General features: G+C 41.8%; 29 protein-coding genes. 12 read left to right on the plus strand and 17 right to left on the minus strand.

The genetic code is table 11. The features are described 5' to 3' along the window. Window positions 1–2: 2 nt before the first annotated feature. From AC30SF_RS06000 to ung, 4 genes are read right to left on the minus strand one after another with little or no spacing between them, the layout of a single operon-like run. Entirely contained in the window at window positions 3–923 is a 921-nt protein-coding gene (locus tag AC30SF_RS06000; protein WP_297931717.1) for a cation diffusion facilitator family transporter, read from the minus strand. Then, window positions 923–1,483, minus strand: a complete 561-nt coding sequence (locus AC30SF_RS06005) for a hypothetical protein (RefSeq protein ID WP_295976549.1) — start codon at window positions 1,481–1,483, stop codon at window positions 923–925. The genes AC30SF_RS06000 and AC30SF_RS06005 overlap by 1 nt, the downstream gene beginning before the upstream one ends. Before the next feature lie 5 nt (window positions 1,484–1,488). Then, on the minus strand, window positions 1,489–2,265 hold the full coding sequence (gene yaaA, locus AC30SF_RS06010; protein ID WP_489607876.1) for a peroxide stress protein YaaA: 777 nt from the start codon (window positions 2,263–2,265) through the stop codon (window positions 1,489–1,491). A 31-nt stretch (window positions 2,266–2,296) separates the two neighbouring features. After that, entirely contained in the window at window positions 2,297–2,965 is a 669-nt protein-coding gene (gene ung / locus AC30SF_RS06015; RefSeq protein ID WP_489607877.1) for a uracil-DNA glycosylase, read from the minus strand. Window positions 2,966–3,250: 285 nt separating this feature from the next. Between ung and grcA the strand changes: the two genes are divergently transcribed. Then, window positions 3,251–3,634, plus strand: a complete 384-nt coding sequence (gene grcA / locus AC30SF_RS06020) for an autonomous glycyl radical cofactor GrcA (RefSeq protein WP_021616414.1) — start codon at window positions 3,251–3,253, stop codon at window positions 3,632–3,634. 838 nt (window positions 3,635–4,472) lie between these two features. On the opposite strand, the gene hchA is transcribed toward grcA, so the two are convergent. Next, complete coding sequence (gene hchA, locus AC30SF_RS06025) at window positions 4,473–5,336, minus strand: glyoxalase III HchA (protein ID WP_489607878.1); 864 nt, start codon at window positions 5,334–5,336, stop codon at window positions 4,473–4,475. A 126-nt stretch (window positions 5,337–5,462) separates the two neighbouring features. Between hchA and AC30SF_RS06030 the strand changes: the two genes are divergently transcribed. Next, window positions 5,463–6,365, plus strand: coding sequence for a LysR family transcriptional regulator (locus tag AC30SF_RS06030; RefSeq protein ID WP_489607879.1), 903 nt, complete (start codon window positions 5,463–5,465; stop codon window positions 6,363–6,365). A gap of 31 nt (window positions 6,366–6,396) precedes the next feature. Here the strand turns inward: AC30SF_RS06030 and AC30SF_RS06035 are convergent, their stop codons facing one another. Together AC30SF_RS06035 and AC30SF_RS06040 are read right to left on the minus strand one after the other, a co-directional pair. After that, window positions 6,397–7,437 (minus strand): LLM class flavin-dependent oxidoreductase, encoded by a 1,041-nt coding sequence (locus AC30SF_RS06035; protein WP_489607880.1) that lies wholly within the window; start codon window positions 7,435–7,437, stop codon window positions 6,397–6,399. 11 nt (window positions 7,438–7,448) lie between these two features. Continuing rightward, window positions 7,449–7,679 carry a zinc-binding dehydrogenase gene (locus AC30SF_RS06040; protein WP_109104074.1) on the minus strand — a complete coding sequence of 77 codons (231 nt, stop codon included), beginning with the start codon at window positions 7,677–7,679 and terminating at the stop codon, window positions 7,449–7,451. A 203-nt stretch (window positions 7,680–7,882) separates the two neighbouring features. Between AC30SF_RS06040 and AC30SF_RS06045 the strand changes: the two genes are divergently transcribed. From AC30SF_RS06045 to era, 5 genes are read left to right on the plus strand one after another with little or no spacing between them, the layout of a single operon-like run. After that, a complete protein-coding gene (locus tag AC30SF_RS06045; protein ID WP_489607881.1) occupies window positions 7,883–8,113 on the plus strand; it encodes a hypothetical protein in 231 nt (76 codons plus the stop codon). Between the two features lie 20 nt (window positions 8,114–8,133). Next, window positions 8,134–9,930 carry a translation elongation factor 4 gene (gene lepA / locus AC30SF_RS06050; protein ID WP_295976515.1) on the plus strand — a complete coding sequence of 599 codons (1,797 nt, stop codon included), beginning with the start codon at window positions 8,134–8,136 and terminating at the stop codon, window positions 9,928–9,930. Window positions 9,931–9,941: 11 nt separating this feature from the next. Next, window positions 9,942–10,964, plus strand: coding sequence for a signal peptidase I (gene lepB / locus AC30SF_RS06055; RefSeq protein ID WP_489607882.1), 1,023 nt, complete (start codon window positions 9,942–9,944; stop codon window positions 10,962–10,964). Window position 10,965: 1 nt separating this feature from the next. Then, window positions 10,966–11,646 carry a ribonuclease III gene (gene rnc / locus AC30SF_RS06060; RefSeq protein ID WP_290521418.1) on the plus strand — a complete coding sequence of 227 codons (681 nt, stop codon included), beginning with the start codon at window positions 10,966–10,968 and terminating at the stop codon, window positions 11,644–11,646. Beyond that, entirely contained in the window at window positions 11,643–12,548 is a 906-nt protein-coding gene (gene era, locus AC30SF_RS06065) for a GTPase Era (protein ID WP_489607883.1), read from the plus strand. The genes rnc and era overlap by 4 nt, the downstream gene beginning before the upstream one ends. 91 nt (window positions 12,549–12,639) lie before the next feature. On the opposite strand, the gene murA is transcribed toward era, so the two are convergent. The 7 genes from murA to mlaF are packed head-to-tail and all read right to left on the minus strand — an operon-like array spanning window position 12,640 to window position 17,336. After that, window positions 12,640–13,917, minus strand: a complete 1,278-nt coding sequence (gene murA, locus AC30SF_RS06070; RefSeq protein WP_295976519.1) for a UDP-N-acetylglucosamine 1-carboxyvinyltransferase — start codon at window positions 13,915–13,917, stop codon at window positions 12,640–12,642. 18 nt (window positions 13,918–13,935) lie between these two features. Further along, window positions 13,936–14,193 (minus strand): BolA family protein, encoded by a 258-nt coding sequence (locus tag AC30SF_RS06075; RefSeq protein ID WP_314116096.1) that lies wholly within the window; start codon window positions 14,191–14,193, stop codon window positions 13,936–13,938. Further along, on the minus strand, window positions 14,193–14,552 hold the full coding sequence (locus AC30SF_RS06080; protein ID WP_021616403.1) for an STAS domain-containing protein: 360 nt from the start codon (window positions 14,550–14,552) through the stop codon (window positions 14,193–14,195). Before AC30SF_RS06080 ends, AC30SF_RS06075 begins: the two co-directional genes overlap by 1 nt. Window positions 14,553–14,555: 3 nt before the next feature. After that, on the minus strand, window positions 14,556–15,197 hold the full coding sequence (mlaC, locus tag AC30SF_RS06085) for a phospholipid-binding protein MlaC (protein ID WP_489607884.1): 642 nt from the start codon (window positions 15,195–15,197) through the stop codon (window positions 14,556–14,558). 27 nt (window positions 15,198–15,224) lie between these two features. Next, window positions 15,225–15,737 carry an outer membrane lipid asymmetry maintenance protein MlaD gene (mlaD, locus tag AC30SF_RS06090; protein WP_314116098.1) on the minus strand — a complete coding sequence of 171 codons (513 nt, stop codon included), beginning with the start codon at window positions 15,735–15,737 and terminating at the stop codon, window positions 15,225–15,227. 22 nt (window positions 15,738–15,759) lie between these two features. Beyond that, a complete protein-coding gene (gene mlaE, locus AC30SF_RS06095) occupies window positions 15,760–16,545 on the minus strand; it encodes a lipid asymmetry maintenance ABC transporter permease subunit MlaE (RefSeq protein ID WP_454901121.1) in 786 nt (261 codons plus the stop codon). Then, window positions 16,539–17,336, minus strand: coding sequence for a phospholipid ABC transporter ATP-binding protein MlaF (mlaF, locus tag AC30SF_RS06100; RefSeq protein ID WP_296027431.1), 798 nt, complete (start codon window positions 17,334–17,336; stop codon window positions 16,539–16,541). Before mlaF ends, mlaE begins: the two co-directional genes overlap by 7 nt. Before the next feature lie 246 nt (window positions 17,337–17,582). Between mlaF and lptC the strand changes: the two genes are divergently transcribed. From lptC to rapZ, 5 genes are read left to right on the plus strand one after another with little or no spacing between them, the layout of a single operon-like run. After that, window positions 17,583–18,167 carry an LPS export ABC transporter periplasmic protein LptC gene (lptC, locus tag AC30SF_RS06105; RefSeq protein WP_290521846.1) on the plus strand — a complete coding sequence of 195 codons (585 nt, stop codon included), beginning with the start codon at window positions 17,583–17,585 and terminating at the stop codon, window positions 18,165–18,167. Next, entirely contained in the window at window positions 18,148–18,669 is a 522-nt protein-coding gene (gene lptA, locus AC30SF_RS06110; RefSeq protein ID WP_489607885.1) for a lipopolysaccharide transport periplasmic protein LptA, read from the plus strand. The genes lptC and lptA overlap by 20 nt, the downstream gene beginning before the upstream one ends. A gap of 8 nt (window positions 18,670–18,677) precedes the next feature. Continuing rightward, the gene (gene lptB / locus AC30SF_RS06115) at window positions 18,678–19,403 is read left to right on the plus strand and encodes an LPS export ABC transporter ATP-binding protein (protein WP_489607886.1); all 726 of its coding nucleotides are present in this window, start codon (window positions 18,678–18,680) and stop codon (window positions 19,401–19,403) included. A 3-nt stretch (window positions 19,404–19,406) separates the two neighbouring features. Next, window positions 19,407–19,934 carry a PTS IIA-like nitrogen regulatory protein PtsN gene (ptsN, locus tag AC30SF_RS06120; protein WP_489607887.1) on the plus strand — a complete coding sequence of 176 codons (528 nt, stop codon included), beginning with the start codon at window positions 19,407–19,409 and terminating at the stop codon, window positions 19,932–19,934. A gap of 30 nt (window positions 19,935–19,964) precedes the next feature. Further along, complete coding sequence (rapZ, locus tag AC30SF_RS06125) at window positions 19,965–20,819, plus strand: RNase adapter RapZ (RefSeq protein ID WP_209361989.1); 855 nt, start codon at window positions 19,965–19,967, stop codon at window positions 20,817–20,819. 89 nt (window positions 20,820–20,908) lie between these two features. Here rapZ and ybeD read toward each other — a convergent pair whose 3' ends face one another. The 3 genes from ybeD to AC30SF_RS06140 form a co-directional block, all read right to left on the minus strand. Next, the gene (gene ybeD, locus AC30SF_RS06130; protein WP_021616393.1) at window positions 20,909–21,211 is read right to left on the minus strand and encodes a DUF493 family protein YbeD; all 303 of its coding nucleotides are present in this window, start codon (window positions 21,209–21,211) and stop codon (window positions 20,909–20,911) included. A 98-nt stretch (window positions 21,212–21,309) separates the two neighbouring features. Continuing rightward, a complete protein-coding gene (locus AC30SF_RS06135; protein WP_489607888.1) occupies window positions 21,310–22,497 on the minus strand; it encodes a serine hydrolase in 1,188 nt (395 codons plus the stop codon). 26 nt (window positions 22,498–22,523) lie between these two features. Beyond that, the gene (locus AC30SF_RS06140) at window positions 22,524–23,396 is read right to left on the minus strand and encodes a septal ring lytic transglycosylase RlpA family protein (RefSeq protein WP_448757166.1); all 873 of its coding nucleotides are present in this window, start codon (window positions 23,394–23,396) and stop codon (window positions 22,524–22,526) included. Window positions 23,397–23,415 lie beyond the last annotated feature (19 nt).

A 23,415-nucleotide genomic window follows, 5' to 3' on the forward strand; every position in this document is an offset into this window, starting at 1 on the left:
AATTATATCACTTTTTTATCTAACTGCATTTCCTGTTGCACAACAAATGTGGGTTCCGGATGAATCACAATATCACTGCGCGGAAATGTCTTACATAGGCAACGTTCCAAATGTTCGGTGATATCATGGGCTTCAATAAAAGACAGTTCATCGGCTAATTCTAAGTGAAATTGAATAAAACGAATGGCACCGGAACGACGGGTTCGTAGCGCATGGAAACCGAGCATTCTTGAATCTTGAGCAATTTCTTGATTAAGTACGGCGTGAATTTGTTCAATTTCCTCCGGCGGTAACATTTGATCAAGCAACAACTGTGTTGAACTAAACAGCATTTTGGCTGCATTTAATAAAATATAAAGGGAGATTAAAATCGCAAAAACTGCATCTGCCCATAAAATACCGTGCACACTTAAGCCTAAGGAAATCAAAATGGCAAAGTTCATCAGCAAATCTGTTTGATAATGCAACCGATCCGCTTTAATTGCCGGGCTATCTGTTTGTTCAATTACGCGTCCTTGATACCACACTAATAATAGTGTCGCAAAAATGGAAAATACGGTGACCAACATACCCAGTATTGTATTGTTCAAGGTTTGCGGGGAATTAAAACGATGAATGCCTTGTAATAACAAGAAAATCGCCGAACCGGAAATAAACGCACTTTGCACGAGCGAAGCCAGGGATTCCGCCTTGCCATGCCCAAAAGAATGGTTGTGATCCGCCGGCATAAGCGCAAATCGCAAGATCAGCATATTCATAAACGATGCCAGCAAATCCAACATGGAATCGGTAATCGAGGCCAACATGCTCACCGAACCGGTTTGCCACCAAGCGATGCCTTTCGCGATAATCAAAATCAACGCCGTGATAATGGCAAAATTGGCCGCTTTTTTGACTTGCGCGGAATATTCTACAGCAGACATTAAGCTTTACACGATAACAGCCAATCGGCTTTCATTAACTGTTTCATTTCTTTTTCCACCACGTATTTTTTCAGGTGGTTAATAACCCGTTTTCCGTTCATATTCATCATCTTATGATTTTTAGGAATCTTTAATGAATATTGATATTGCACAAAGCCACAAAACGGCAGCTCTTTACCTTTCGCCACATCAATTTGCCAATCTTTATTTTCTACAGAAGGCTCATAAATCACATAAGCATAAAGCGTATTATCCTGAGCATAGAGGTGGAAATTTTTTATCCCGGTGTTGGTATAAATCCGTTTACGCCAGTCAATACGTTCCTGCAAAGTGCGTTTTTGTTTGTTACGATCTAACAAAATTTCCACCGCACTTTGCCAATGCTGTGCGCTTTCGTTCGGTAAGACATAAAAATAACGAACGACCGACTCCAGGTCCTGTTTCGTGGCTAAGTGATAGGTTTTCTTGTTGTGCTCTACCGTTTCAGGCGCATTAAGTTGCGGTGGGCTGACACAGGCCGATAAAAAAAGTGCGGTCAAAATAACAAGTGTTTTTTTCATCATGTTTATTCCGCCAAATCCCGTTTAAAGACAAATTCTGTTTTTGTAGATGCCGCGCTATCAAACCAGTAGCCGCCAAGGTCAAATTCCTTGAGCTGTTCTACGTCGCTAAGGCGATGTTGAATGAGATAACGACACATTAAGCCGCGTGCCTTTTTAGCATAGAAGCTAATCACTTTATACTTCCCATTTTTGTTATCTAAGAAGATCGGTTTGATAATCTGCGCTTTTAATTGTTGCTCTTGCACCGATTTGTAATATTCATCAGAGGCTAAATTAATTAAAATGCCGCCTTGTTCATCAATTGCTTGTTGTAACACAGGAGTGATGACGCCCTGCCAGAACGCATATAAATCCTTGCCTTTCGGGTTAGCGAGTTTTGTTCCCATTTCCAAACGGTATGGCTGGATTAAATCTAATGGCGTTAATAAGCCATATAAGCCGGATAAAATACGCAAGTGTTGCTGGGCAAATAACACGTCTTCTTCGTTGAGGGATTCAATCTCTAATCCGGTGTAAACATCGCCTTTAAACGCATAAACCGCGGCTTTGGCATTGTGTTCGTTATGGTTTTGTTGCCATTCGGCAAAACGGGCGGCGTTAAGTCCCGAGAGTTTATCACTGATTGACATTAATGAACCGATGTCTGCCGGTGTCAGTTCACGGCAAATATCGATCAGTTGCTGGCTTTGCGCTAAAAAGTGCGGTTGAAAATGCGGGAGTTTTTTGGGCACCGCATTTTCAAAATCTAATGTTTTTGCGGGAGAAATAATCGCTAACATAAACAATCCTGTAATGGTTCTGATAACAACGCTAAAGCGCGCTTAATTGCCAATTAATCGGGGCAATACCCTGTTGTTGTAAATAGGCGTTGGCTTTCGAAAAATGCTGGCAACCGAAAAAGCCGCGATGGGCGGATAGTGGTGATGGATGCACGCTGGTTAAAACACAATGCTTGTGGCGATCAATGAATTGCCCTTTTTTCTGTGCCGGGCTACCCCATAATAGAAAGACCAGATTTTCGCGATGTTGATTCAAGGCTTCAATCACTTTATCGGTGAAAATTTCCCACCCCCAATTGGCGTGGGAATGGGCTAACCCCTGTTCTACGGTTAAAACCGAGTTAAGCAATAACACGCCTTGCTGTGCCCATTCCACTAAATAACCGTGATTCGGCATCTGAAAGCCTTCAATGTCATCGGACAATTCTTTATACATATTTAACAAGGATGGTGGCGGTTTGATACCGGGTTTAACAGAGAAAGATAAGCCATGCGCCTGATTTGGCCCGTGGTAAGGATCTTGCCCTAAAATCACCACTTTGACTTGATCAAATTCGGTTAACTTGAACGCGTTAAACACATCATGCGCCGGCGGATAAATGATTTTACCGGCCTCCCGTTCTGCGTGAACTCGCTGCAAAACGTGCTGGAAATAAGGCTGTTGTTTTTCTTGTCCAATCACATCTGTCCAAGTTTTCATCATGGCGTCCCAATCAATTTTGAATGACGGAAATTATAAAGAACCTAAGGCAAAATTCATAGCCATAAGTTGCCTTTCTTGGTTTCTAAAATGTAAGAAAACTATCTCAATTCTGTGAAATGTTAGAGAAAAATGACGCAATATTCTTGATTAAAATCAAATACCTCAAAATAATTAAAAAAAGACTTTGGTTCTACATCAAATTTATTTGAAAACTTCAAAAGTTTTGATAAAATCCGTTCAGTTCAATTAATATACAGAAAAGCCAAACTTAGGAGGCATTTTATGATTAAAGGTATCCAAATTACCCATGCTGCTAACGACAATCTTTTAAACTCTTTCTGGTTGTTAGATAGCGAAAAAGGTGAAGCCCGTTGTTTATGTGCAAAAGGTGATTACGCGGAAGACCAAATCGTCGCCGTAAGCGAATTAGGTCAAATCGAATACCGTGAATTACCGGTAAACGTTGCACCAACGGTGAAAGTAGAAGGCGGTCAACACTTAAACGTGAACGTATTACGCCGTGAAACATTAGAAGATGCGGTAAAACACCCTGAAAAATACCCACAATTAACCATCCGTGTTTCCGGTTATGCAGTGCGTTTCAACTCGTTAACCCCTGAACAACAACGCGATGTTATTACCCGTACTTTCACTGAAAGTTTGTAATTTCATATTAAGTAAAAAGAACCCCCGATAAATTCGGGGGTTTTGCTTTTTTTCCCCATGTTTTCCGATCATTCAGTATGACCACTTGGGCAGTGAAAATAAACGGAAAGTATAGGGTGCTGTCAGAAACGAAACTTACGTTTAATCCGTGGGTAATAAATTACCCATGGTTAGACATAGTTGCTCACTTTTGGGGAACTTGCAGTTTGTAAAATAATTATGGATATGAAACCTTATGTTTAAGAAAAAATCAATAGAGTTAAACCATGATGCATTTTCTATTCCTGAAGATGATCTATTAGTTACTGGCGCACCTGTTGGCTAGTATGCCATAGTTATGCCGCCTCCACACAAACCAAAGACGCAAAACAGGTGTGAATGTGTTAAAGTAAAAAATGTTGTTTTTTTCCACCGCTCTTTTTAACCCTTGAATTTACAATCCAAGTGCAACAAACGAATGAAACCCGTCCCAATTTGGTCATTGTGAACGTGAAGCCGTCGGAAAATGAGAAATTTAAAGCCATGGTGTTGCCGGAAATGACGTAATCCCTGAAAGTGGAGCCGGGTGTGCCGGCGATGTATGTCGCTACGGTGAAAGAACAATCGAATCGTTGGGTGTTCTTTGAAATCTACGCCAACGATGAGACTTATACGGCACACCGATGAGATGTTGCAGGATAAGCAAAGTATCGAAATCCGTCCGACCTATTTGGACTACAAAGGCAGATTGGTTTTTAATGTAAGTGGCAGATAAGCTTGCACAAACGTAAAAAGTGCGGTCGAAATTCATGGTGTTTTTCGACCGCACTTTATGTTATTTCAAGAAGGAGAAAGGTGATTAAGCGACGGCTTTTAACAACTCCTCTGCAGCTAAAATGCCTAAATTGTTAGACGCAAGTGGGCTGTCGCCGGTGAGCACGTTGCGGTCTTTGTTCACTTGACCGGTAATGCCTTCGTTCAACACTTTCACGCCTAACGCTTCTAAACGTTCAGCCAATAACCATTGTAATTTACCCGGAATGTAGCCGATATCCACGTTTGCGCCTTCGTCTAATGCATCTGGAAACACACAGATTTCATAACCTTTGAATGGGAAATCTTCAGGTTTTTCGCCTACGCTTGCTGCTAAGAATGCCGCAGGACCATGACATAAGCTGATGATATATTTATCATTTGCAAACGCCCAATTTAACACCGCTTTCACATCGTTACTGAACGGAAGACCGTGTAATGCTGCGTGACCACCCGGGATCAACACACCTAAATATGGAGAATCTTCCGCTGTGACTTCCGCCAAAATATCCGCTAATTTGTGTGGATTTTTGAATTTCGGCAAGTAGGTTTCGTATAAGCCCATCACCGCTTCATCTTCGGTTGGCATCGCCCACATTTCAAATTTTACCGAGTTACCTGAAAGGGTTGCCACTTCAATTTCAAAACCAGCGTGGTGAATATGCAACATTGGCAACATCGTTTCCACAGGGTGGTTACCCGTTGAAAATAATTTTCCGTTTTTCATTTCTAAATAGCGTTCGTCAGAAGCCACCATTAAAATTTTGTGTTTGCCACCTGTGTAAGGTTTGTCGAATTTAAAACCGTCGAAATCCGTTTTTTTCGCCACATATTGGCTTAATGAGTATTCTGATGGGAAAAATGCGTTATGTTCTGCACGGTCTGCTACTGGGCTTTTTAAATCTGCCATTTTTTTTCCTAATGTTAAAAGAATGTTTAAAAAAGATTGTTTGTTGTAATGGGGGCATTATATCCTAGTCTTTCAGTTTGAAAATTAATAAAATAAGAATAAACTATTCTGAAAAAAGGAATAATGATGAATAAATTAGAAGCTCTTCGTTATTTTTGCTCCGCTGCGGAAACCCTTAATTTCCGTGAAACCGCTCAACGCCTTGCAGTTTCGCCCCAAGTAGTCACGAGAATGATTGCCGATCTCGAAACGTTATTAGGCGAAAGCCTGTTCAAGCGTAACACTCGAAACATCAAACTCACCGAATTTGGCGAGCAATTTTTACCGAAAGCGACGCAATATTTGGCGAAAGGTGAACAGCTATTTGCTAAAAACAATGTAAAAGAAAAAGCAATGCAAGGTGTAGTTCGGATTACCCTGCCGCCGATGCCTTACAACGATGAAATTCTGTTTGAATTATTGACCGCACTTGAGCCCTACCCCGACATTGCGATTGATTGGCGGGTGGGCATTGATAAGCTCAAAAGCGTAGATGACCAAATCGACATTGGCTTGCGAATTTGCCAAGAACCTGAGTTGGATTGGGTGGCGCAGCATATCTGCACTTTTTCGGAAAAAATTGTCGCCTCGCCCGCCTTACTCAAGCGATTGGATTTCCCTAAAGATTTGCAAGATTTAGCCCAAAATTATCCACTGAGTGGTTTGATTGACCCCAAACTGAAACGTATTTGGCAATGGCAAATCAACGCTGAACAACGTTTTATCCCCAACAGAGCGATATTCTTCGCCTCTGACGTGCAAAGCGAATTGCAATCAGCTCTCGCTGGGCGCACTTGTTCTTATCTTATAAACAGCGTTTGTGATCCCTATTTAGAAAATGATCGATTGGTGGAACTCTTCCCCGAAATTGAAAAGCAAAAATGGCAGCTTTATTTATACCGACCATATCAAACGATCGTCGCAGAGCGGGTGATGTGGGTGTATAACAGGCTGAAAGAGATCTTGTTAGCAAAAATAGTTCAGGCATAAAAAATGGCGAGATAATCTCGCCATTTTTGTTTCACGATTGCTTATCTACAATCGCTTTCAACATCGTGTAAGATTGGGCTTGTTTTTGCTCATCAAAAATATAGCTCACTGCCATAATTTCATCAAAATGTACCCGTTCGCGTAATTGCTTGAGTTGAAAATCCACGCTTTCAGGGCTACCGATAAGCGAACAAGCAGTCATTTGTTCCACTACGGCTCGCTCTTGGTTGTAAATCGAGATTTCCTCGAAATCGACTGGGCCAAAGTGCGGTTTCTTTTGAGCGTGCATTTGAGCTTTCCAAACATCTTCCTCTGATGCCAAAGGCGATTGTAAATTTTGTTGCGCGTTAGTGACCACATTTAAGAAAAATAGTGTTTGTGTTGTCGCCAGTTGTCTCGCTTCATTATCGGTTTCGGCAACAATCGCGTTCACACCTAAGATGACATAAGGCTCAGCAAGATAGGTAGAGGGTTTGAAGTTTTTGCGATAAATCTCCACCGCCATTTCCATCATGCGTGGCGCAAAGTGTGAAGCAAAGGCATAAGGCAAGCCAAGCTCGGCCGCAAGATAGGCACTTTCGGTGCTAGATCCTAAAATATAAAACGGTATATTCAAGCCTGCGGAAGGATAAGCTGAAACAGGATTGCTATCTTTAAAGTAACCTCGAAGTTCCGCGATTTCCGCAGGGAAATCCAGACTGTTTCGTCCACGACGAAGTGCTGCAGCCGTTTGCATATCCGTTCCTGGTGCACGCCCTAAACCGAGTTCAACACGGTTTGGATAAAGCGTCTCCAGTGTGCCATATTGCTCAGCCACCACATAAGGCGAATGATTCGGTAACATCACGCCACCTGAGCCCACGCGCAAGGTCTTCGTATTGGCTAGCGTATGCTGAATTAAAAGTGCGGTCGCTGAACTCACCAAATTTTTCATATTATGATGCTCAGCAATCCAATAGCGTTCAATGCCAATGCGCTCCGCGTGTTTTGCAAGATTCACCATCGAATCGACCGCTTGCAAATAAGTTTGCCCTTCACGAACGGGAGCAAGATTGAGAATAGAAAGTTTCATGGTGTTTCTCCTTATTGATTGAGCAAAGTGAAATCTAACATCACTTTCCCAATATGCGTGCCTTTGTCCATTTCTATATGGGCTTTTGCTACGTCTTTAAAATCAAATACTTGATGAATAATCGGTTTGCCGATTTCACCGTTGCCGAGTTTTTCCCAGAGCTCGTTAATTCTAACCGCTCTTTGATGATTTACTTGTATTATACGCTGACTATCATGAGTTAAAATACATAAAATGCGAATAAACTATTCTGAAAAAAGGAATAATATAAATAAACCGGATGCTCTGCGCTCTTTTTGCGTCGCCTGCGAAACCTTCAATTTTCGTGAGACTGTGCAGCGTTTGCGCTACGTCTTTGCAAGTGGTAACTCGCACGATCACCGAGTTGGAAGAATTGCTGGACGAAAGACGGTTTTAACGCAGCTCACGGAATATTCCCCCGAATTTGGCAAAATTTTTGCCGAAAATCACGCAATTTCCGGCGGAAAGCGAGCGTTTATTTGCTTCCCCAAAATTGAGCGAGAAAGCGATATATGGTGTGGTGTATATCATCTTGCCGCCAATGCCTCATAACGATCAAATGTTGTTTGAATTACTGACCGCACTTCCCTTTTCTTTTCTAGCGATTTCCACGCTTTTCGGGTACAATCCGCCAGTTAAATTTAATGACTTTTGAATGAGAAAACTGACTGATTTATGAAGAATATTCGCAACTTTTCTATTATTGCCCATATTGACCACGGTAAATCCACCTTATCTGATCGTTTAATTCAAACCTGTGGGGGACTTTCAGATCGTGAAATGGAAGCGCAAGTGCTCGATTCTATGGATTTGGAGCGCGAACGCGGGATTACCATCAAGGCACAAAGCGTAACGCTGAACTACAAAGCCAAAGATGGCGAAACCTATCAACTGAATTTTATCGACACACCGGGACACGTTGACTTTTCTTATGAAGTATCTCGCTCTCTTGCGGCTTGTGAAGGCGCATTATTGGTAGTCGATGCCGGACAAGGTGTAGAAGCACAAACGTTGGCAAACTGTTACACCGCTATCGAAATGAACTTGGAAGTGGTGCCGATTTTAAACAAAATTGACTTACCGGCGGCCGATCCTGAACGTGTTGCGGAAGAAATTGAAGATATTGTGGGAATTGATGCCATGGAAGCCGTGCGTTGTTCGGCTAAAACGGGCGTAGGCATTGAAGACGTATTAGAAGAAATTGTTGCCAAAATTCCGGCACCGGAAGGTGACCCAAATGCGCCATTACAGGCATTAATTATTGACTCTTGGTTTGATAATTATTTGGGTGTAGTGTCTTTGGTTCGCATTAAAAACGGCACGTTACGTAAAGGCGATAAAATCAAAGTGATGTCCACCGGCCAATCATATAACGTCGATCGTTTGGGGATTTTTACGCCGAAACAAGTGGATACCACTGTATTAAATTGCGGTGAAGTTGGTTGGGTCGTTTGTGCCATTAAAGATATTTTAGGCGCACCGGTAGGAGATACCTTAACGCTACACAATAATCCGGCAAGTTCCGTTTTACCGGGCTTTAAGAAAGTTAAACCGCAGGTTTACGCCGGTTTATTCCCGGTCAGCTCTGATGATTATGAAGCATTCCGTGATGCGCTTGGTAAATTAAGTTTAAATGACGCCTCCTTGTTCTATGAACCGGAAAATTCCACCGCACTTGGCTTCGGTTTCCGCTGTGGTTTCCTTGGGCTGTTACACATGGAGATTATTCAAGAACGTTTGGAGCGTGAGTACGATTTAGATTTAATCACGACGGCACCAACCGTGGTCTATGAAGTGGAATTAACCAATGGTGAGGTAGTCTATGTGGACAGTCCGTCAAAACTGCCGCCGTTAAACAATATTGCTGAAATTCGTGAACCCATTGCGGAATGTAATATGCTATTGCCACAAGAATATCTCGGCAATGTGATTACCCTTTGCGTTGAAAAACGTGGCGTGCAAACCCATATGGTTTATCACGGCAATCAAGTGGCGCTGACTTATGAAATCCCGATGGGCGAAGTGGTGCTGGATTTCTTTGATCGCCTGAAATCCACCTCGCGCGGTTATGCGTCTTTAGATTACGGTTTCAAACGCTTCCAAACGGCAGATATGGTGCGCGTGGATATTATGATCAACGGTGATCGTGTAGATGCGTTAGCGTTAATTGTACATAAAGACAATGCACCGTATCGCGGTCGTGAATTGGTAGAAAAAATGCGTGAACTCATTCCACGTCAACAATTTGATATCGCGATTCAAGCGGCAATTGGCAACCACATTATTGCCCGTTCTACCGTGAAACAATTACGCAAAAATGTGTTGGCAAAATGCTATGGTGGTGATGTCAGCCGTAAGAAAAAATTACTACAAAAACAAAAAGAAGGTAAGAAACGAATGAAACAACTCGGCAATGTTGAAGTGCCACAAGAAGCATTCTTAGCCATCTTACACGTAGGAAAAGACAAATAAGGAAAGTATTCATGTCGAACGTATTTACGATTATTTTAATCGCTGTCGGATATGGTTTGTGGAAAGTATTGGATCATTTTCAGTTACCCAATACCTTTTCCATTTTACTCATTATTTTTACCGCACTTTCTGGTGCCGTTTGGTGTTATTTGCGCTTTGGCGTGTTACCAAAACGCGCCAGACAAATTGCACGCTTGGAGCAACGCAGTGGCAAACCATTAAACGATGAGGAAAAAACTCAAATTGAACCGATTTCAGAAAGTTCTGAATTTGTCGCGTCTTTATTTCCGGTATTAGCTTTTGTATTGATTGTGCGCTCATTTATTTTCGAGCCATTTCAAATCCCCTCTTCTTCCATGGAACCCACATTGCGTATTGGTGATTTCATCTTAGTCAATAAATTTGATTACGGCATTAAAGATCCGGTTTTCCAAAATACGTTGATAAAACGAGGCGAGCCTCAACGTGGTGATGTCATTGTGTTCAAAGCACCGGAATCCCCTAGTACCGACTACATTAAACGTGTTGTAGGCACCCCCGGCGATCGCATAATTTATAACGAAGCGAATCGTCATTTAACCTTGGTTTACGCCAAAGACGGCAAAGAATGTTTGACCGATTGTAAAACCAAAGAATTTAGCTACACGCTGCCTCAACCGAATGAAAATTTCCGTTTTATTTTAGGACGAGATCACAGCGGTAAAGTGCAATACGGCCCTGCACCATTAGAAACCATTGAAACCGGTGATGTGACACACGCTATTCATTGGTATCCACAGCCGATTAACGAAGGATATCGTTATAAAGCCTTTAGCAAACAAGAAAATTATGTAACAGAATGGGTTGTGCCGGAAGGGCAGTATTTTGTCATGGGCGATAACCGTAACAACAGTGAAGATAGCCGTTTTTGGGGCTTTGTACCGTCACAAAATATCGTCGGAAAAGCCACCTATATTTGGCTGAGTTTAAAGAAAGAACAGGATGAATGGCCAACCGGCATTCGTACTGAACGCTTATTCCAAAAAATTCAATAATATGAGAGACCATAATTTAGATCGTTTACAACAAAAAATTGATTACCAATTTCAAGATACCGATCTTCTTAAACAAGCCCTCACCCATAGAAGTGCAGGGCATAAACATAACGAGCGCTTAGAATTTTTAGGCGATGCCATTTTAAACTTAACCATTGCCGATGCCTTATTTCATCAATTTCCCAAGTGCAACGAAGGGGAACTCAGTCGAATGCGGGCAACATTGGTGCGTGAGCCAACCTTAGCGATTTTAGCGCGCGATTTCCAGTTGGGAGACTATCTTTCACTGGGACAAGGGGAATTAAAAAGTGGCGGATTTCGTCGTGAATCTATTTTAGCTGATTGCGTAGAAGCCATTATTGGTGCGATTTCGTTAGATAGTAGCCTCACTCACGCCACTGAAATCGTAATCCGTTGGTATCAATCTTTATTAAAAGAGATTCAACCGGGCGATAACCAAAAGGATGCGAAAACCCGTTTACAAGAATATTTGCAAGGCAAAAAACTCCCTGTGCCGACATACAATATTGTGAATATTCAAGGGCAAGCTCATAACCAATTATTTATTGTGGAATGTTCCATTAAAAATGATGACCGCACTTTTATCGGCAAAGGTTCCAGTCGCCGTAAAGCAGAACAAGCGGCAGCAGAACAAATTCTTCAAGAGCTAAATATCAAATGACAGAACAACTTGAAACGTATTGTGGCTTTATTGCCATTGTAGGTCGTCCGAACGTAGGGAAATCTACCTTACTGAACAAAATTCTCGGACAAAAAATTTCGATCACTTCGCGCAAAGCGCAAACCACTCGTCATCGCATTGTGGGCATTAAAACTGAAGGTCCGTATCAGGAAATTTACGTGGATACGCCGGGGCTGCACATTGAGGAAAAACGCGCTATCAACCGTTTAATGAACCGTGCCGCCAGCAGTGCGATGACTGATGTGGATTTAGTCATTTTTGTGGTAGATGGCACACACTGGAATGATGACGATGAAATGGTACTGAACAAACTGCGCAAAACCAATGTGCCGGTTGTCCTTGCCATTAATAAAATCGATAACATTAAGCATAAAGACGATTTATTGCCATTTATTACGGAAATCAGCCGTAAATTTACCTTTACCGACATCGTGCCGATTTCTGCTGAAAAAGGGAATAATTTAGAGGTAATTGAGAATATCGTGCGTCAATCTTTGCGCCCGGGTGTACACCATTTCCCGGAAGATTATGTGACCGATCGTTCTCAACGTTTTATGGCATCAGAAATTATTCGCGAAAAATTAATGCGCTTTATGGGGGAGGAATTACCTTATTCTGTCACCGTAGAAATCGAGCAATTTAAGGTAAACGAACGCGGAACTTACGAAATCAATGCCTTAATTTTGGTTGAACGTGACGGACAGAAAAAAATCGTCATTGGCCATAAAGGTGAAAAATTGAAAAAAATCGGTATGGAAGCCCGTTTAGATATGGCGCGTTTATTTGATAATAAAGTCCATTTAGAACTTTGGGTGAAAGTGAAATCCGGCTGGGCAGACGATGAACGCGCTTTGCGAAGTCTAGGGTATATGGAAGACTAACTTTCAGCTAAACGCCATCACTTGATTTAACTCACTTCACACAATCAAAAATCCCCTAAGACTGTCGCCTTAGGGGATTTTTATTTAATCATTACACTTCTTCGTTTTCTTCAGAGAAACGCTCAATGCGAGCGCCAATACCCCGAAGTTTTTCTTCAATGCGTTCATAACCACGATCGATATGATAGATACGATCAACAATGGTTTCACCGGTTGCAATACAGCCGGCAAGAACCAAACTGATGGAAGCACGTAAATCCGTTGCCATGACTTCTGCGCCGGATAAATGATCAACGCCGTGGCAGATTGCCGTGTTACCTTCAATTTCAGCTTTGCCGCCCATCCGAATCAATTCAGGAATATGCATAAAACGATTTTCAAAAATGGTTTCCGTAATGATGCTGGTTCCATTTGCTACCATGTTTAACAAGGTAAATTGGGCTTGCATATCCGTTGGGAATCCCGGATAAGGTGCGGTGCGAATATTCACAGCTTTCGGGCGATTACCCAGCATATCGAGTGTAATCGTCTCTTCCGTTACATCCACTTGCGCACCGGCTTCACGTAATTTATCAATCACGGCATCTAAGGTGTCTGCCTTGGTATTTTTACAGACAATGCGTCCACCGGAAATGGCGGCGGCCACAAGGAATGTCCCGGTTTCAATACGATCGGGAACGATACTATGTTGACAACCGGTTAAGCGTTCCACGCCCTCAATGGTAATGGCATCAGAACCGGCACCGCTGATTTTCGCCCCCATTTTATTTAAGAATTCTGCCGTATCGGCAATTTCCGGTTCGCGTGCGGCATTTTCAATTACCGTTGTGCCTTTGGCTAGGGTTGCAGCAATCATAATGGAAAGAGTGGCGCCAACACTCACTTTTTCCATCACAATACGCGTACCACTTAAACGTCCATTGACGTGCGCTTTTACATAACCGTCTTCAAGAACAATTTGAGCACCAAGGCGTTCTAAACCGCTAATGTGTAAATCCACAGGACGGGCACCGATAGAACATCCGCCCGGCAGAGAGACTTGCCCTTGGTTAAAACGGGCGACTAAAGGAGCAAGTGCCCAAATGGAGGCACGCATGGTTTTAACTAATTCATAAGGCGCAACAAAGTGATCGATTTTAGACGCATCTAAGCTCACAACACCTTGCTCATTGCGCGTTACCACAACACCGAGTTGGCGTAAGATTTTTAGCGTTGTTTCAATATCTTTAAGATCAGGTACATTGGTTAATGTGACAGGTTCTGTCGCTAAAATTGCAGCAAAAAGAATGGGTAATGCCGCATTCTTCGCACCGGAAATTTCTACGGTGCCTTTTAAACAAGATTGACCATAAACACGAAATTTTTGCATGAGAATACCCTGTAGGAATTAAGCCGGTGGATTAAGTAAACGTTCGCGTTTCCATTTTTCAACGGTATAAGTGCGGATGGAAAGTGCGTGGATTTCATTGCTGGAAATATGCTCCAATAATGGCGCATAAATCATTTGTTGCTGTTTAACTTTAGATAACCCGGCAAACTGATCGCTGACTGCGATCACGCCATAATGGGCATTTTCACCTTGGACATAAACTTCATCAAGCTGAAGTGCTTCTTTTAAAATTCGTTCAATTTCTTGCGTTTCCATTAACGATTTCCATTTTGCGGGATAAATTGTGCAATCCAATCGGATAATCCGAAAAGATCGGCTAATGTTAGTAATTGTGATGGTGGATTTTGCAAAATTTGTCTCTGCGCTTTTGTTAACAAGGTTTGGTTATGTTGTAAAAAGTCACAGAGTAATGCAAAACCGGCGGAGTCAATACGGGTAATTTGGCTTAAATCCCAAACAATCATTTGCCCGTCTAGCTGCCCTTCCAATAAAAAAGAAGCACGTTGCTGCCAAAGTGGCAACAACGTGTTACGAGATAACTCTCCTGATAATTGGAGCGTCATTTTACCATCATTTACCTGTGATTCCCAATGTAAACTTTGTGTCTCTTGCATGGATTATTTGCTCAACGTAATTGGTGTATCCGCTGATTTTTGTAACTGTGCAGTCAATGCATCCAGCCCTTGTTTACGAATGATTGGGCTCCATTCTTGCTGTTTGGTATTCACCATGCTTGCACCACCGGCTGTCATGTCATACACCTGCCATTGACCGGTTTTACTGTTTTTATACCAATAGAAATCCACGTTTAAAGGCGGTTGATTATTCGGTTGCGCCACTTTAACGTTCACGGTCGCAAGGCTTGCAGATTCTTCCTTCATTTTGCCGATTTGAATACTTTGATCGCTATACATGGTTAACACTTGTGCATAAACCTGTTCGATGTATTTCTCTAAAACGGCAAAGTAACGATCCCGTTCTTCTTGGGTTGCGGTTTTATAGTTTTGTCCTAAAATTTTAGAGCCGGCATACTTCACATGAACATACGGCATTAAATCTTGGCGTACAATTGTTCTGAGGTAATTCGGATCTTGTTTAATTTTACTTTGGTTCGCTTTAATATCGCTAAACAGTTTTGCCGACACTTTTTGCGTTAAATCATAGGGCGTATCTTCCGCCATCACTTGTTGCACGGCAAAAAGTGCGGTGAAAATAACCAACGTTTTTGCTAACCAGCGTTTTACATTCAGTTTTAACATACATCCTTCTCCTGTAGGTTGTGTAATTTAGTGACTTTCGGCGGCGTCATTTGCTTCGCCTTCCGCTTTCTTATCTTCTTTATTACCGTATAAGAACTGGCCGATAAGATCTTCCAGCACCATGGCAGATTTGGTATCAACAATTTTGTCGCCATCTTTCAGCATCGCAATTTCACCGTCATCAAAACCGACATTTAATGCAATGTACTGTTCGCCCAATAATCCTGAGGTTTTAATGGATAACGAACTGGTTTCAGGAATCTTGTTGTATTCTTGATTAATCGCAATCGTTACTTTCGGCAAATACGTTTTCGGATCCAATTCAATATTGGATACGCGCCCAACCACGACACCGCCCACTTTAAGTGGCGCACGCACTTTTAGTCCGCCGATATTATCGAAAGTTGCATAGACTTGGTAAGATTTTGTTTCACTAAAGCCTTGTACGTTGGCAACTTTTAGGCCTAAAAAAACAAGCGAGGCAATACCTAAAAGCAAAAATAAACCCACCCAAAATTCATATTTAATTGTTTGTCGCATACTCTTTCCTTACAAACAGAGATTAATTTGCACCGAACATCATCGCTGTCAGCACAAAGTCTAAACCCAATACCACTAATGACGCATGAACTACCGTTCTCGTCGTGGCTTTGCTAATACCTTCGGACGTTGGCATACAGTCATACCCGTTAAATAACGCAATCCATACAACAGCAATAGCAAAAAAGACGCTTTTGATTGTGCCGTTTAGAATGTCATGTTCCCATGTAACTGCGTTTTGCATAACAGACCAAAAACTCCCGGCATCCACGCCTTTCCAGTCAACCCCGACTAAAGAACCGCCCCAAATTCCAATGGCGATAAAAATCATGGAAAGAAGCGGCATGGCAATAATCCCCGCCCAAAAACGCGGTGCAATCACCCGACGCAACGGATCGACTGCCATCATTTCCAAGCTGGATAATTGTTCGGTGGCTTTCATTAAACCAATTTCTGCCGTAAGGGCAGAACCGGCTCGACCGGCAAATAAAAGTGCGGTCACCACCGGGCCTAATTCTCGAAGCAGAGATAAGGCGACTAATTGCCCGAGGCTGGTTTCTGCGGAGAAATCCACTAAGACCACATAGCCTTGTAACCCAAGCACCATACCAATAAATAAACCGGAAAGCATGATGATTAATAAAGATTGTACGCCAAGAACATGCAGTTGCTTAATAAGAAGTGGGAAATGCTTCGTCACTTGCGGTTTCCCAACTAATGCGCCGAACAATAAAAAGCCGGCACGACCTAGCGCCCGTACAAAATTAATCACATAGCGCCCGAGGGCTGAAATGAAATTCACTAACATTCAAACAACTCCTCAATATAATTCGGTGCAGGGTAATGAAAATGCACCGGACCGTCTGCTTGACCTTGTAGGAACTGAGTCACCTGAGGATCTTGGCTTGCCAGCAGCTGCTCGGAAGTGCCTTCCGCGATAACATGTTTATCCGCGATAATATAAGCATAATCTGCAATGCTTAACACTTCTTGCACATCGTGCGACACCACGATCGATGTGAGATTTAAGGCTTCGTTTAACCGTTTAATGAGGCTGAGAATCACCCCCATACTAATCGGATCCTGCCCGGTGAACGGTTCATCGAACATCATTAAATCCGGATCTAATGCTATCGCACGGGCAAGGGCGGCACGCCGAGCCATCCCACCGGAAAGTTCGGAGGGCATTAAATCGGCTGCACCACGTAAGCCAACTGCTTCCAGTTTCATTAACACGATCTGACGAATTAATGACGGTGGCAAATTCGTATGCTCACGAATCGCAAATGCCACGTTATCGAAAGTAGAAATATCGGTAAACAATGCGCCCGATTGAAATAGCATTCCCATGCGTTTACGCACTTCATAAAGTTCACGATTTGACAGTTTGCAAATATCTTGCCCATCAAACAAAATTTCCCCCTCGGTCGGCAACAACTGCCCACCGATGAGTTTTAATAACGTGGTTTTACCAATGCCGGAAGGTCCCATAATGGCAGTAATTTTGCCCTTGGGAACCCTCAGATTCAGATCCTTATAAATAATTCGATCGCCACGCTTAAATGTCAGATGTTTAACTTCAATTAAAGATTCGTTCATAACACATTCGTTGCAAATAATAAGAGGCTATAAAATCGCCCCTAACTAAAATAAGCTGCGATACTCTATGAAATTCCACCGAATGTCAAATAGAATTATCTGAATTTACCCCATCGATTTTCCTTGCCGATACCTCAGTATCCTATGTAAAAACATCATAAAATCAGACCGCACTTTTACATGCTTTTCACAAAACTGTGCTATGATTGCGCCTTCTTATTAACTAGACTGACTTAACATAGGCTTATGAATATTCGCTGGAATATTATTTTATCGGTCATTGCGCTGGGGTTATTAGCTTGGTTTTATCGTTTAAATCAAGACGATAACCATTTAACTGAACTCATTAAATCAGAAGATCGGCCGGAATATATCGGACAAAAAATGGATACTGTCGTTTATTCGCCTAGCGGTAAAAAGCAATACCTCGCCACCTCTTTGCAAGTGGAATACTACACGGCTGACGGGCATACCGACTTTCAACAGCCTAAAGTGACATTACTCGAGCTGAATGTGCCTAATGCCAATACCGCAGAAAAAGAAAGCTGGGAACTCCGTGCTGATAAAGCGAGATTAACCAAAGATAATATGTTGTATTTAGAGGGCAATGTGGTGGCACAAAGCCTCTCTCCCCTCTCCCGTTTACAGCGCATTGAAACCGAAAGTGCAGTGGTAAATTTAACAACGCAGGATATTCGTTCAGACAAAATGGTTACGCTCAACGGGCAAAATTTTAGTTCAACCGGCTTGAAATTAACGGGCAATTTGCAACAACAAGTGGCTAATTTAAAAGAACAGGTAAAAACACATTATGAAATTAATAAGCAATAAACTTTTCCTTGCTTCCACATTAACTTTAATCGCTTTCTCCGCATTCGCGTTAAAAGACGATACCAATCAACCGATTAACATCGTATCCGATAACCAATCGTTGGATATGAACAGCCGTGTGGTCACCCTCAGTGATAACGTGGTGATTACGCAGGGTTCTATTCTTGTCAAAGCGGATAAAGTGATCATTACCCGTCCGGAAGAAAACGCCAATAAGAAAGATACCGTTGAAGCTTTTGGTAATCCCGTTACGTTTCATCAAATGATGGATGATGGCAAACCGGTGGACGGTAAAGCCAATAAAGTGTTTTATGATTTGAGTACAGAATTTTTAACCTTAACCGGCAACGCCGAATTAAAGCAATTAGATAGTAAAATTAGCGGCAATGTCATTACTTATGATGTGAAAAAACAACAGTTGAAAGCGAACGGTTCTTCCGGTTCTCGTGTAAAAACTGTCTTAATTCCAAACCAATTAAATGATGCTAAAAGCAAGAAATAAGGTGAAACATGGCGATTCTGTCTGCTGAAAATTTAGCGAAAAGCTACAAAAAACGCCAAGTGGTTTCTGATGTGAGTTTAACCGTCAACTCCGGTGAGATTGTCGGTTTACTCGGGCCAAATGGCGCCGGAAAAACAACCACGTTCTACATGGTGGTTGGCTTGGTGAATCATGATCAAGGCAAAATTCGAATTGATGAAGAAGACATCAGTTTGTTACCAATGCACAATCGCGCGCAAAAAGGCGTAGGTTATTTACCACAGGAAGCCTCTATTTTTCGCCGCTTGAGTGTGTATGAAAATTTAATGGCCGTATTAGAAATACGCAAAGATCTGACCGCACTTCAACGTCGCGAACGTGCCGATGAATTGATTGATGAATTCAACATTGGTCATATTCGAGACAATCTAGGGCAATCACTCTCCGGCGGCGAACGTCGTCGCGTGGAAATTGCGCGTGCCTTGGCAGCAAATCCGAAGTTCATTTTATTAGATGAACCTTTTGCCGGCGTTGATCCTATTTCGGTGATTGATATTAAGAAAATTATCAAAGACTTACGCGATCGCGGCTTAGGTGTGCTGATCACCGATCACAATGTGCGGGAGACGCTCGATGTGTGTGAGCGCGCCTATATTGTGAGTTCCGGTAAAATGATTGCCACCGGCACACCTACTGACATTATGAATAACAAATTGGTAAAAGACGTGTATTTAGGTGCAGATTTCCAACTATAGCTTATGAAATTTACCGAATTATTAACGCCTCAAACCCTTCGTCAGGGAATGATTTCTTCCAGCAAAAAACGGGTGTTTGAATCTATCGCGCGCATTGTGGAAGAACAATTACCCATGGAAAATGGGGAACAATATTGTTTTGATTGTTTATTTAATCGTGAAAAATTAGGCAATTCCGGTTTAGGCGGTGGCGTTGCGATGCCGAAAGGCCGTCTGCCGCAAGGTACAAAACCCATTGGTGTGTTTATTCAATTAGAAACCCCCATTGAGTATGATGCTGCCGATAAACGGGATGTGGATTTAATTTTTGCGGTATTAATTCCGGAAAATATGTGTAGCGATTATGCCCAGTGTCTGCCGAAATTGGCGGACTATTTAATGGATAAATCACTGTGCAAACAACTGCGTTCGGCAAAAAGTGCGGATGAAATTTGGAAAATTTTTCTGCATTATGATCAATGTGAAAATGAGCCGTCAGAATCCGATGAGGAAGATACGCTAATCCCAATGCCGGATAACGCGGAAGAATAAGTGCCATTTGAACGAATCAAGGGGAACATCATGGAAATTATCATCATTAGCGGACGGTCGGGCGGTGGCAAATCCGTCGCATTAAGAGCGTTGGAAGATATGGGCTATTATTGCGTGGATAATTTGCCATTGGATTTACTGCCGAAATTAATTGAAATCCTGTCAGTTAGCCAAACGGCCGCTGCGATTAGTTTAGATATTCGCAATTTACCGGCGTCCCCACAAGTGTTGGAAAAGACCATTAACGATCTTCAACAACAGCATAATGTTAAAATTATTTTCTTAGATGCTGATAACAGCACTTTAGTCCGCCGCTACAGCGATTCTCGTCGTTTACATCCGCTTTCCACCCATGATCTTTCTCTGGAAGCCGCCATTGAAGAAGAAGCGAAACAGCTTGACCCTTTGATTCAACAAGCCAACTTGATTATTGATACGGGCGCGTTATCCACCCATGAGCTTGCGGAACGCTTACGTGAATTTTTACGTGGGCATTCTGATAAAGAATTAAAAATCGTGGTGGAGTCTTTCGGATTTAAATACGGCATTCCACTTGATGCGGATTATGTATTTGATGTGCGCTTTCTGCCTAATCCGCACTGGAACCACGCTTTGCGACCGCTGACAGGATTAGATGAGCCGGTAGCGGAATTTTTAAATAAACACAATGATGTACACCAATTTATTTATCTAACCCGCTCTTATATCGAAACTTGGTTGCCCTTGCTGGAACAAAATAATCGCAGTTATTTAACCATTGCTATCGGATGCACCGGCGGAAAACATCGCTCCGTTTATATTGCCGAACAGTTGGGAAGATATTTCCAAGACAAAGGCAAAAACGTCAAAATTTTACACCGCTCTTTAGAAAAACATAAAAAATAATGCCCTTTCCATATCTGAAGAATGCGTGGTCATTTAAAAATAGAAAAATAAAAATAGGCGGAATAATGAATTTTATTCCGCCTATTTTGCTATAACACCATGCGAACGCCTTTAATTTCTGCCAATGTTTTGTAAAGCGTTTCAATCTGTTCAATATTGTCTGCACGCACCTTGATTGAAACAGAATGATACGTACCTTTGCCGCTTTCTTTCATGGTTGGCGTATAATCCCCCTTAATGGTTTTATGCACGGTTTGCACAACATCATCAATCAAATCTGCGCGTGCCGCACCGACAACTTTAAATGTAAAATCACAAGGGAATTCAAGTAAATCTTTGAGTTTCTTATTATGTGCAAGATCCGTCAAATTAACGGTTTTATCGTGAGTCATTGTTTTTCCTAAAATAAATAAAAAATTCACCGCACTTCGTCGCCGCTGATTACATCAAAAAATCAAAAAATGCGGTCGTTTCTGCCAAGATTTTAAGTCTAACTAAATAAACTTTTAATCGTCAAGACCAGCCAATCCCAAACACGGCCTAATATCCCCGCTTCTTTGACTTCTTGCATCACTTGCAAGTTTAAACTGGCAACATCTTTTCCATCCAGTTGGTAAACGACTTTCCCGACGACTTGACCTTTGGCAAGTGGCGCTTCGAGATATTTTTTATCCAACTCATAACGAGCTTTCAACTCGGTATTTTTACCTTTCGGGATGGTAATAAATCCATCTTGCAACACACCTAATTGCACGTTATTTTCATCACCATAATAGACACGCTGTTCAGAAATCAGTTTGCCTGCTTCTAATGTTTTAAAGGTCTCAAAGTTCGCAAAACCCCATTGTAATAATTTTTTGCTTTCCACCTCTCGCCCTTTGTAAGTCGGCACACCCATCACGACAGAAATTAAGCGCATATTATTCGGGTTCGTCGCTGAAGCCACCAGATTATAACCGGCTTTATCTGTATGACCAGTTTTCATCCCATCTACATTAATGGTTTTATCCCATAATAAACCGTTGCGGTTTGGTTGCTTAATTTTGTTAAAGGTAAATTCTTTTTCCGCATAAATTTTATATTCTTCCGGCAAATCATGAATAATATGTGAACCGATAATCGCCATATCACGTGCTGAAGAATACTGCCCTTCTTCGTCTAAGCCATGCACTGTCGTAAAATTCGTATTTTTTAGCCCAAACTGACGCACATATTTGTTCATGCTCTCAATAAAGTTGGTGGTATTACCGGAAATATGCTCTGCCATAGCAACACAAGCATCATTTCCTGACACGATAATAATCCCACGATTCAGATCTGCTACGGAAACCTGTTGGTTTAAATTTAAGAACATTTTTGAGGAGCCCGGGAAATTTTTCCCCCATGCGCTTTCCCCAATGGTTACCATATCTGTGCTATGGATTTTTCCCTGTTTTAATGCCTGCCCCACGACATAGCTAGTCATCATTTTGGTTAATGAAGCGGGATATTGTCTTTGATCCGGATTCAATGCCGCTAACACCGCACCGGAATTGTAGTCCATTAAAATATAGGTTTGTGCATTAATTTGTGGCGTAGTTACATCGTAGGCTACGTCATTTGCATTTGCGATAAAGGAGGCACTGAGCATTCCGGTAAGAAGTGCGATTTTTGTTTTTGTCGCGATATGATGAAACATAATATTAAACATCCTAGATTAGGTCATTATTTATTGTAAGCATACACAATTAAAGGCTCGGAATGTTTCCATTGTCTCAATTGTGTTTTGAGTTTTTCTATTTCATTTTTTGATTTAAAAGGGCCAAAGTGAACATTGTATTTTTTACCCTGCGCAATCATTTCCGCTTTAATATTTTTTGATGATAATTGCTTAATTATTTTTTCAGCCTCTTTTTTACTGGGAATATTCACCATCTTGATTTTATAACTTTCTTTTTTATTCCCTGCTTTATCCTTTTTGGCAACACGATTTTCATCGGTGGAAGCATTATTTTTAGCATTGGGTTTTAACCGTTTTAAGCCCTCCACATTTTTTGCTGATTTTGCCAATGTGGCACTCCCCGGTCCGGAAATATCGCCATTGGTATGCACGTGAAGGGCTTCAATCTGAACTAACCCCATTCCATAATTCACAATCCCAATTTCCTTTGCCGCCGCATGGGATAAATCAATAATGCGATCTTTAGCAAACGGTCCTCTGTCATTAATACGTACAATGACTTTCCGCTTGTTATACATATTAGTCACTACCGCGTAGGAATTGAGCGGAAGTGTCTTATGGGCTGCCGTGTATAAGGTGGAATCATAAGGCTCCCCCGTTGAAGTCGGGCGTCCATTAAATTTATGATGATAATAACTTGCAATACCTTTTTTCGTATATTCCTTGGCAGATTCAGGTGGATGCGTTACATAGACTTCACCATTGACTTCATAGGTTTTAGGCGAGTTAGATAACTGACGATAGATTAAACTCGGCCCTTGTATCCCATATAATTTTTTGGTTTCCGCTTGCACAGAAAGTGCGGTCGAAAACAGAAACAAAAAAAGCACGTATGTTACAGTTTGTTTTATATTCATAGAAGTTATCCCCTTCTGT

This window comes from Aggregatibacter valvarum, assembly GCF_980468985.1.

Coding starts and splice junctions, on each gene's coding strand:
- AC30SF_RS06000 (WP_297931717.1), bottom strand. CDS start 923: ATGTCTGCTGTAGAATATTCCGCGCAAGTCAAAAAAGCGGCCAATTTT.
- era (WP_489607883.1), top strand. CDS start 11,643: ATGACAGAACAACTTGAAACGTATTGTGGCTTTATTGCCATTGTAGGT.
- AC30SF_RS06005 (WP_295976549.1), bottom strand. CDS start 1,483: ATGAAAAAAACACTTGTTATTTTGACCGCACTTTTTTTATCGGCCTGT.
- AC30SF_RS06035 (WP_489607880.1), bottom strand. CDS start 7,437: ATGAAACTTTCTATTCTCAATCTTGCTCCCGTTCGTGAAGGGCAAACT.
- murA (WP_295976519.1), bottom strand. CDS start 13,917: ATGCAAAAATTTCGTGTTTATGGTCAATCTTGTTTAAAAGGCACCGTA.
- AC30SF_RS06140 (WP_448757166.1), bottom strand. CDS start 23,396: ATGAATATAAAACAAACTGTAACATACGTGCTTTTTTTGTTTCTGTTT.
- AC30SF_RS06080 (WP_021616403.1), bottom strand. CDS start 14,552: ATGCAAGAGACACAAAGTTTACATTGGGAATCACAGGTAAATGATGGT.
- grcA (WP_021616414.1), top strand. CDS start 3,251: ATGATTAAAGGTATCCAAATTACCCATGCTGCTAACGACAATCTTTTA.
- ung (WP_489607877.1), bottom strand. CDS start 2,965: ATGAAAACTTGGACAGATGTGATTGGACAAGAAAAACAACAGCCTTAT.
- lepA (WP_295976515.1), top strand. CDS start 8,134: ATGAAGAATATTCGCAACTTTTCTATTATTGCCCATATTGACCACGGT.
- ptsN (WP_489607887.1), top strand. CDS start 19,407: ATGAAATTTACCGAATTATTAACGCCTCAAACCCTTCGTCAGGGAATG.
- AC30SF_RS06075 (WP_314116096.1), bottom strand. CDS start 14,193: ATGGAAACGCAAGAAATTGAACGAATTTTAAAAGAAGCACTTCAGCTT.
- rapZ (WP_209361989.1), top strand. CDS start 19,965: ATGGAAATTATCATCATTAGCGGACGGTCGGGCGGTGGCAAATCCGTC.
- hchA (WP_489607878.1), bottom strand. CDS start 5,336: ATGGCAGATTTAAAAAGCCCAGTAGCAGACCGTGCAGAACATAACGCA.
- mlaC (WP_489607884.1), bottom strand. CDS start 15,197: ATGTTAAAACTGAATGTAAAACGCTGGTTAGCAAAAACGTTGGTTATT.
- mlaF (WP_296027431.1), bottom strand. CDS start 17,336: ATGAACGAATCTTTAATTGAAGTTAAACATCTGACATTTAAGCGTGGC.
- yaaA (WP_489607876.1), bottom strand. CDS start 2,265: ATGTTAGCGATTATTTCTCCCGCAAAAACATTAGATTTTGAAAATGCG.
- lptC (WP_290521846.1), top strand. CDS start 17,583: ATGAATATTCGCTGGAATATTATTTTATCGGTCATTGCGCTGGGGTTA.
- rnc (WP_290521418.1), top strand. CDS start 10,966: ATGAGAGACCATAATTTAGATCGTTTACAACAAAAAATTGATTACCAA.
- mlaE (WP_454901121.1), bottom strand. CDS start 16,545: ATGTTAGTGAATTTCATTTCAGCCCTCGGGCGCTATGTGATTAATTTT.
- AC30SF_RS06030 (WP_489607879.1), top strand. CDS start 5,463: ATGAATAAATTAGAAGCTCTTCGTTATTTTTGCTCCGCTGCGGAAACC.
- lptA (WP_489607885.1), top strand. CDS start 18,148: ATGAAATTAATAAGCAATAAACTTTTCCTTGCTTCCACATTAACTTTA.
- lepB (WP_489607882.1), top strand. CDS start 9,942: ATGTCGAACGTATTTACGATTATTTTAATCGCTGTCGGATATGGTTTG.
- AC30SF_RS06135 (WP_489607888.1), bottom strand. CDS start 22,497: ATGTTTCATCATATCGCGACAAAAACAAAAATCGCACTTCTTACCGGA.
- lptB (WP_489607886.1), top strand. CDS start 18,678: ATGGCGATTCTGTCTGCTGAAAATTTAGCGAAAAGCTACAAAAAACGC.
- ybeD (WP_021616393.1), bottom strand. CDS start 21,211: ATGACTCACGATAAAACCGTTAATTTGACGGATCTTGCACATAATAAG.
- mlaD (WP_314116098.1), bottom strand. CDS start 15,737: ATGCGACAAACAATTAAATATGAATTTTGGGTGGGTTTATTTTTGCTT.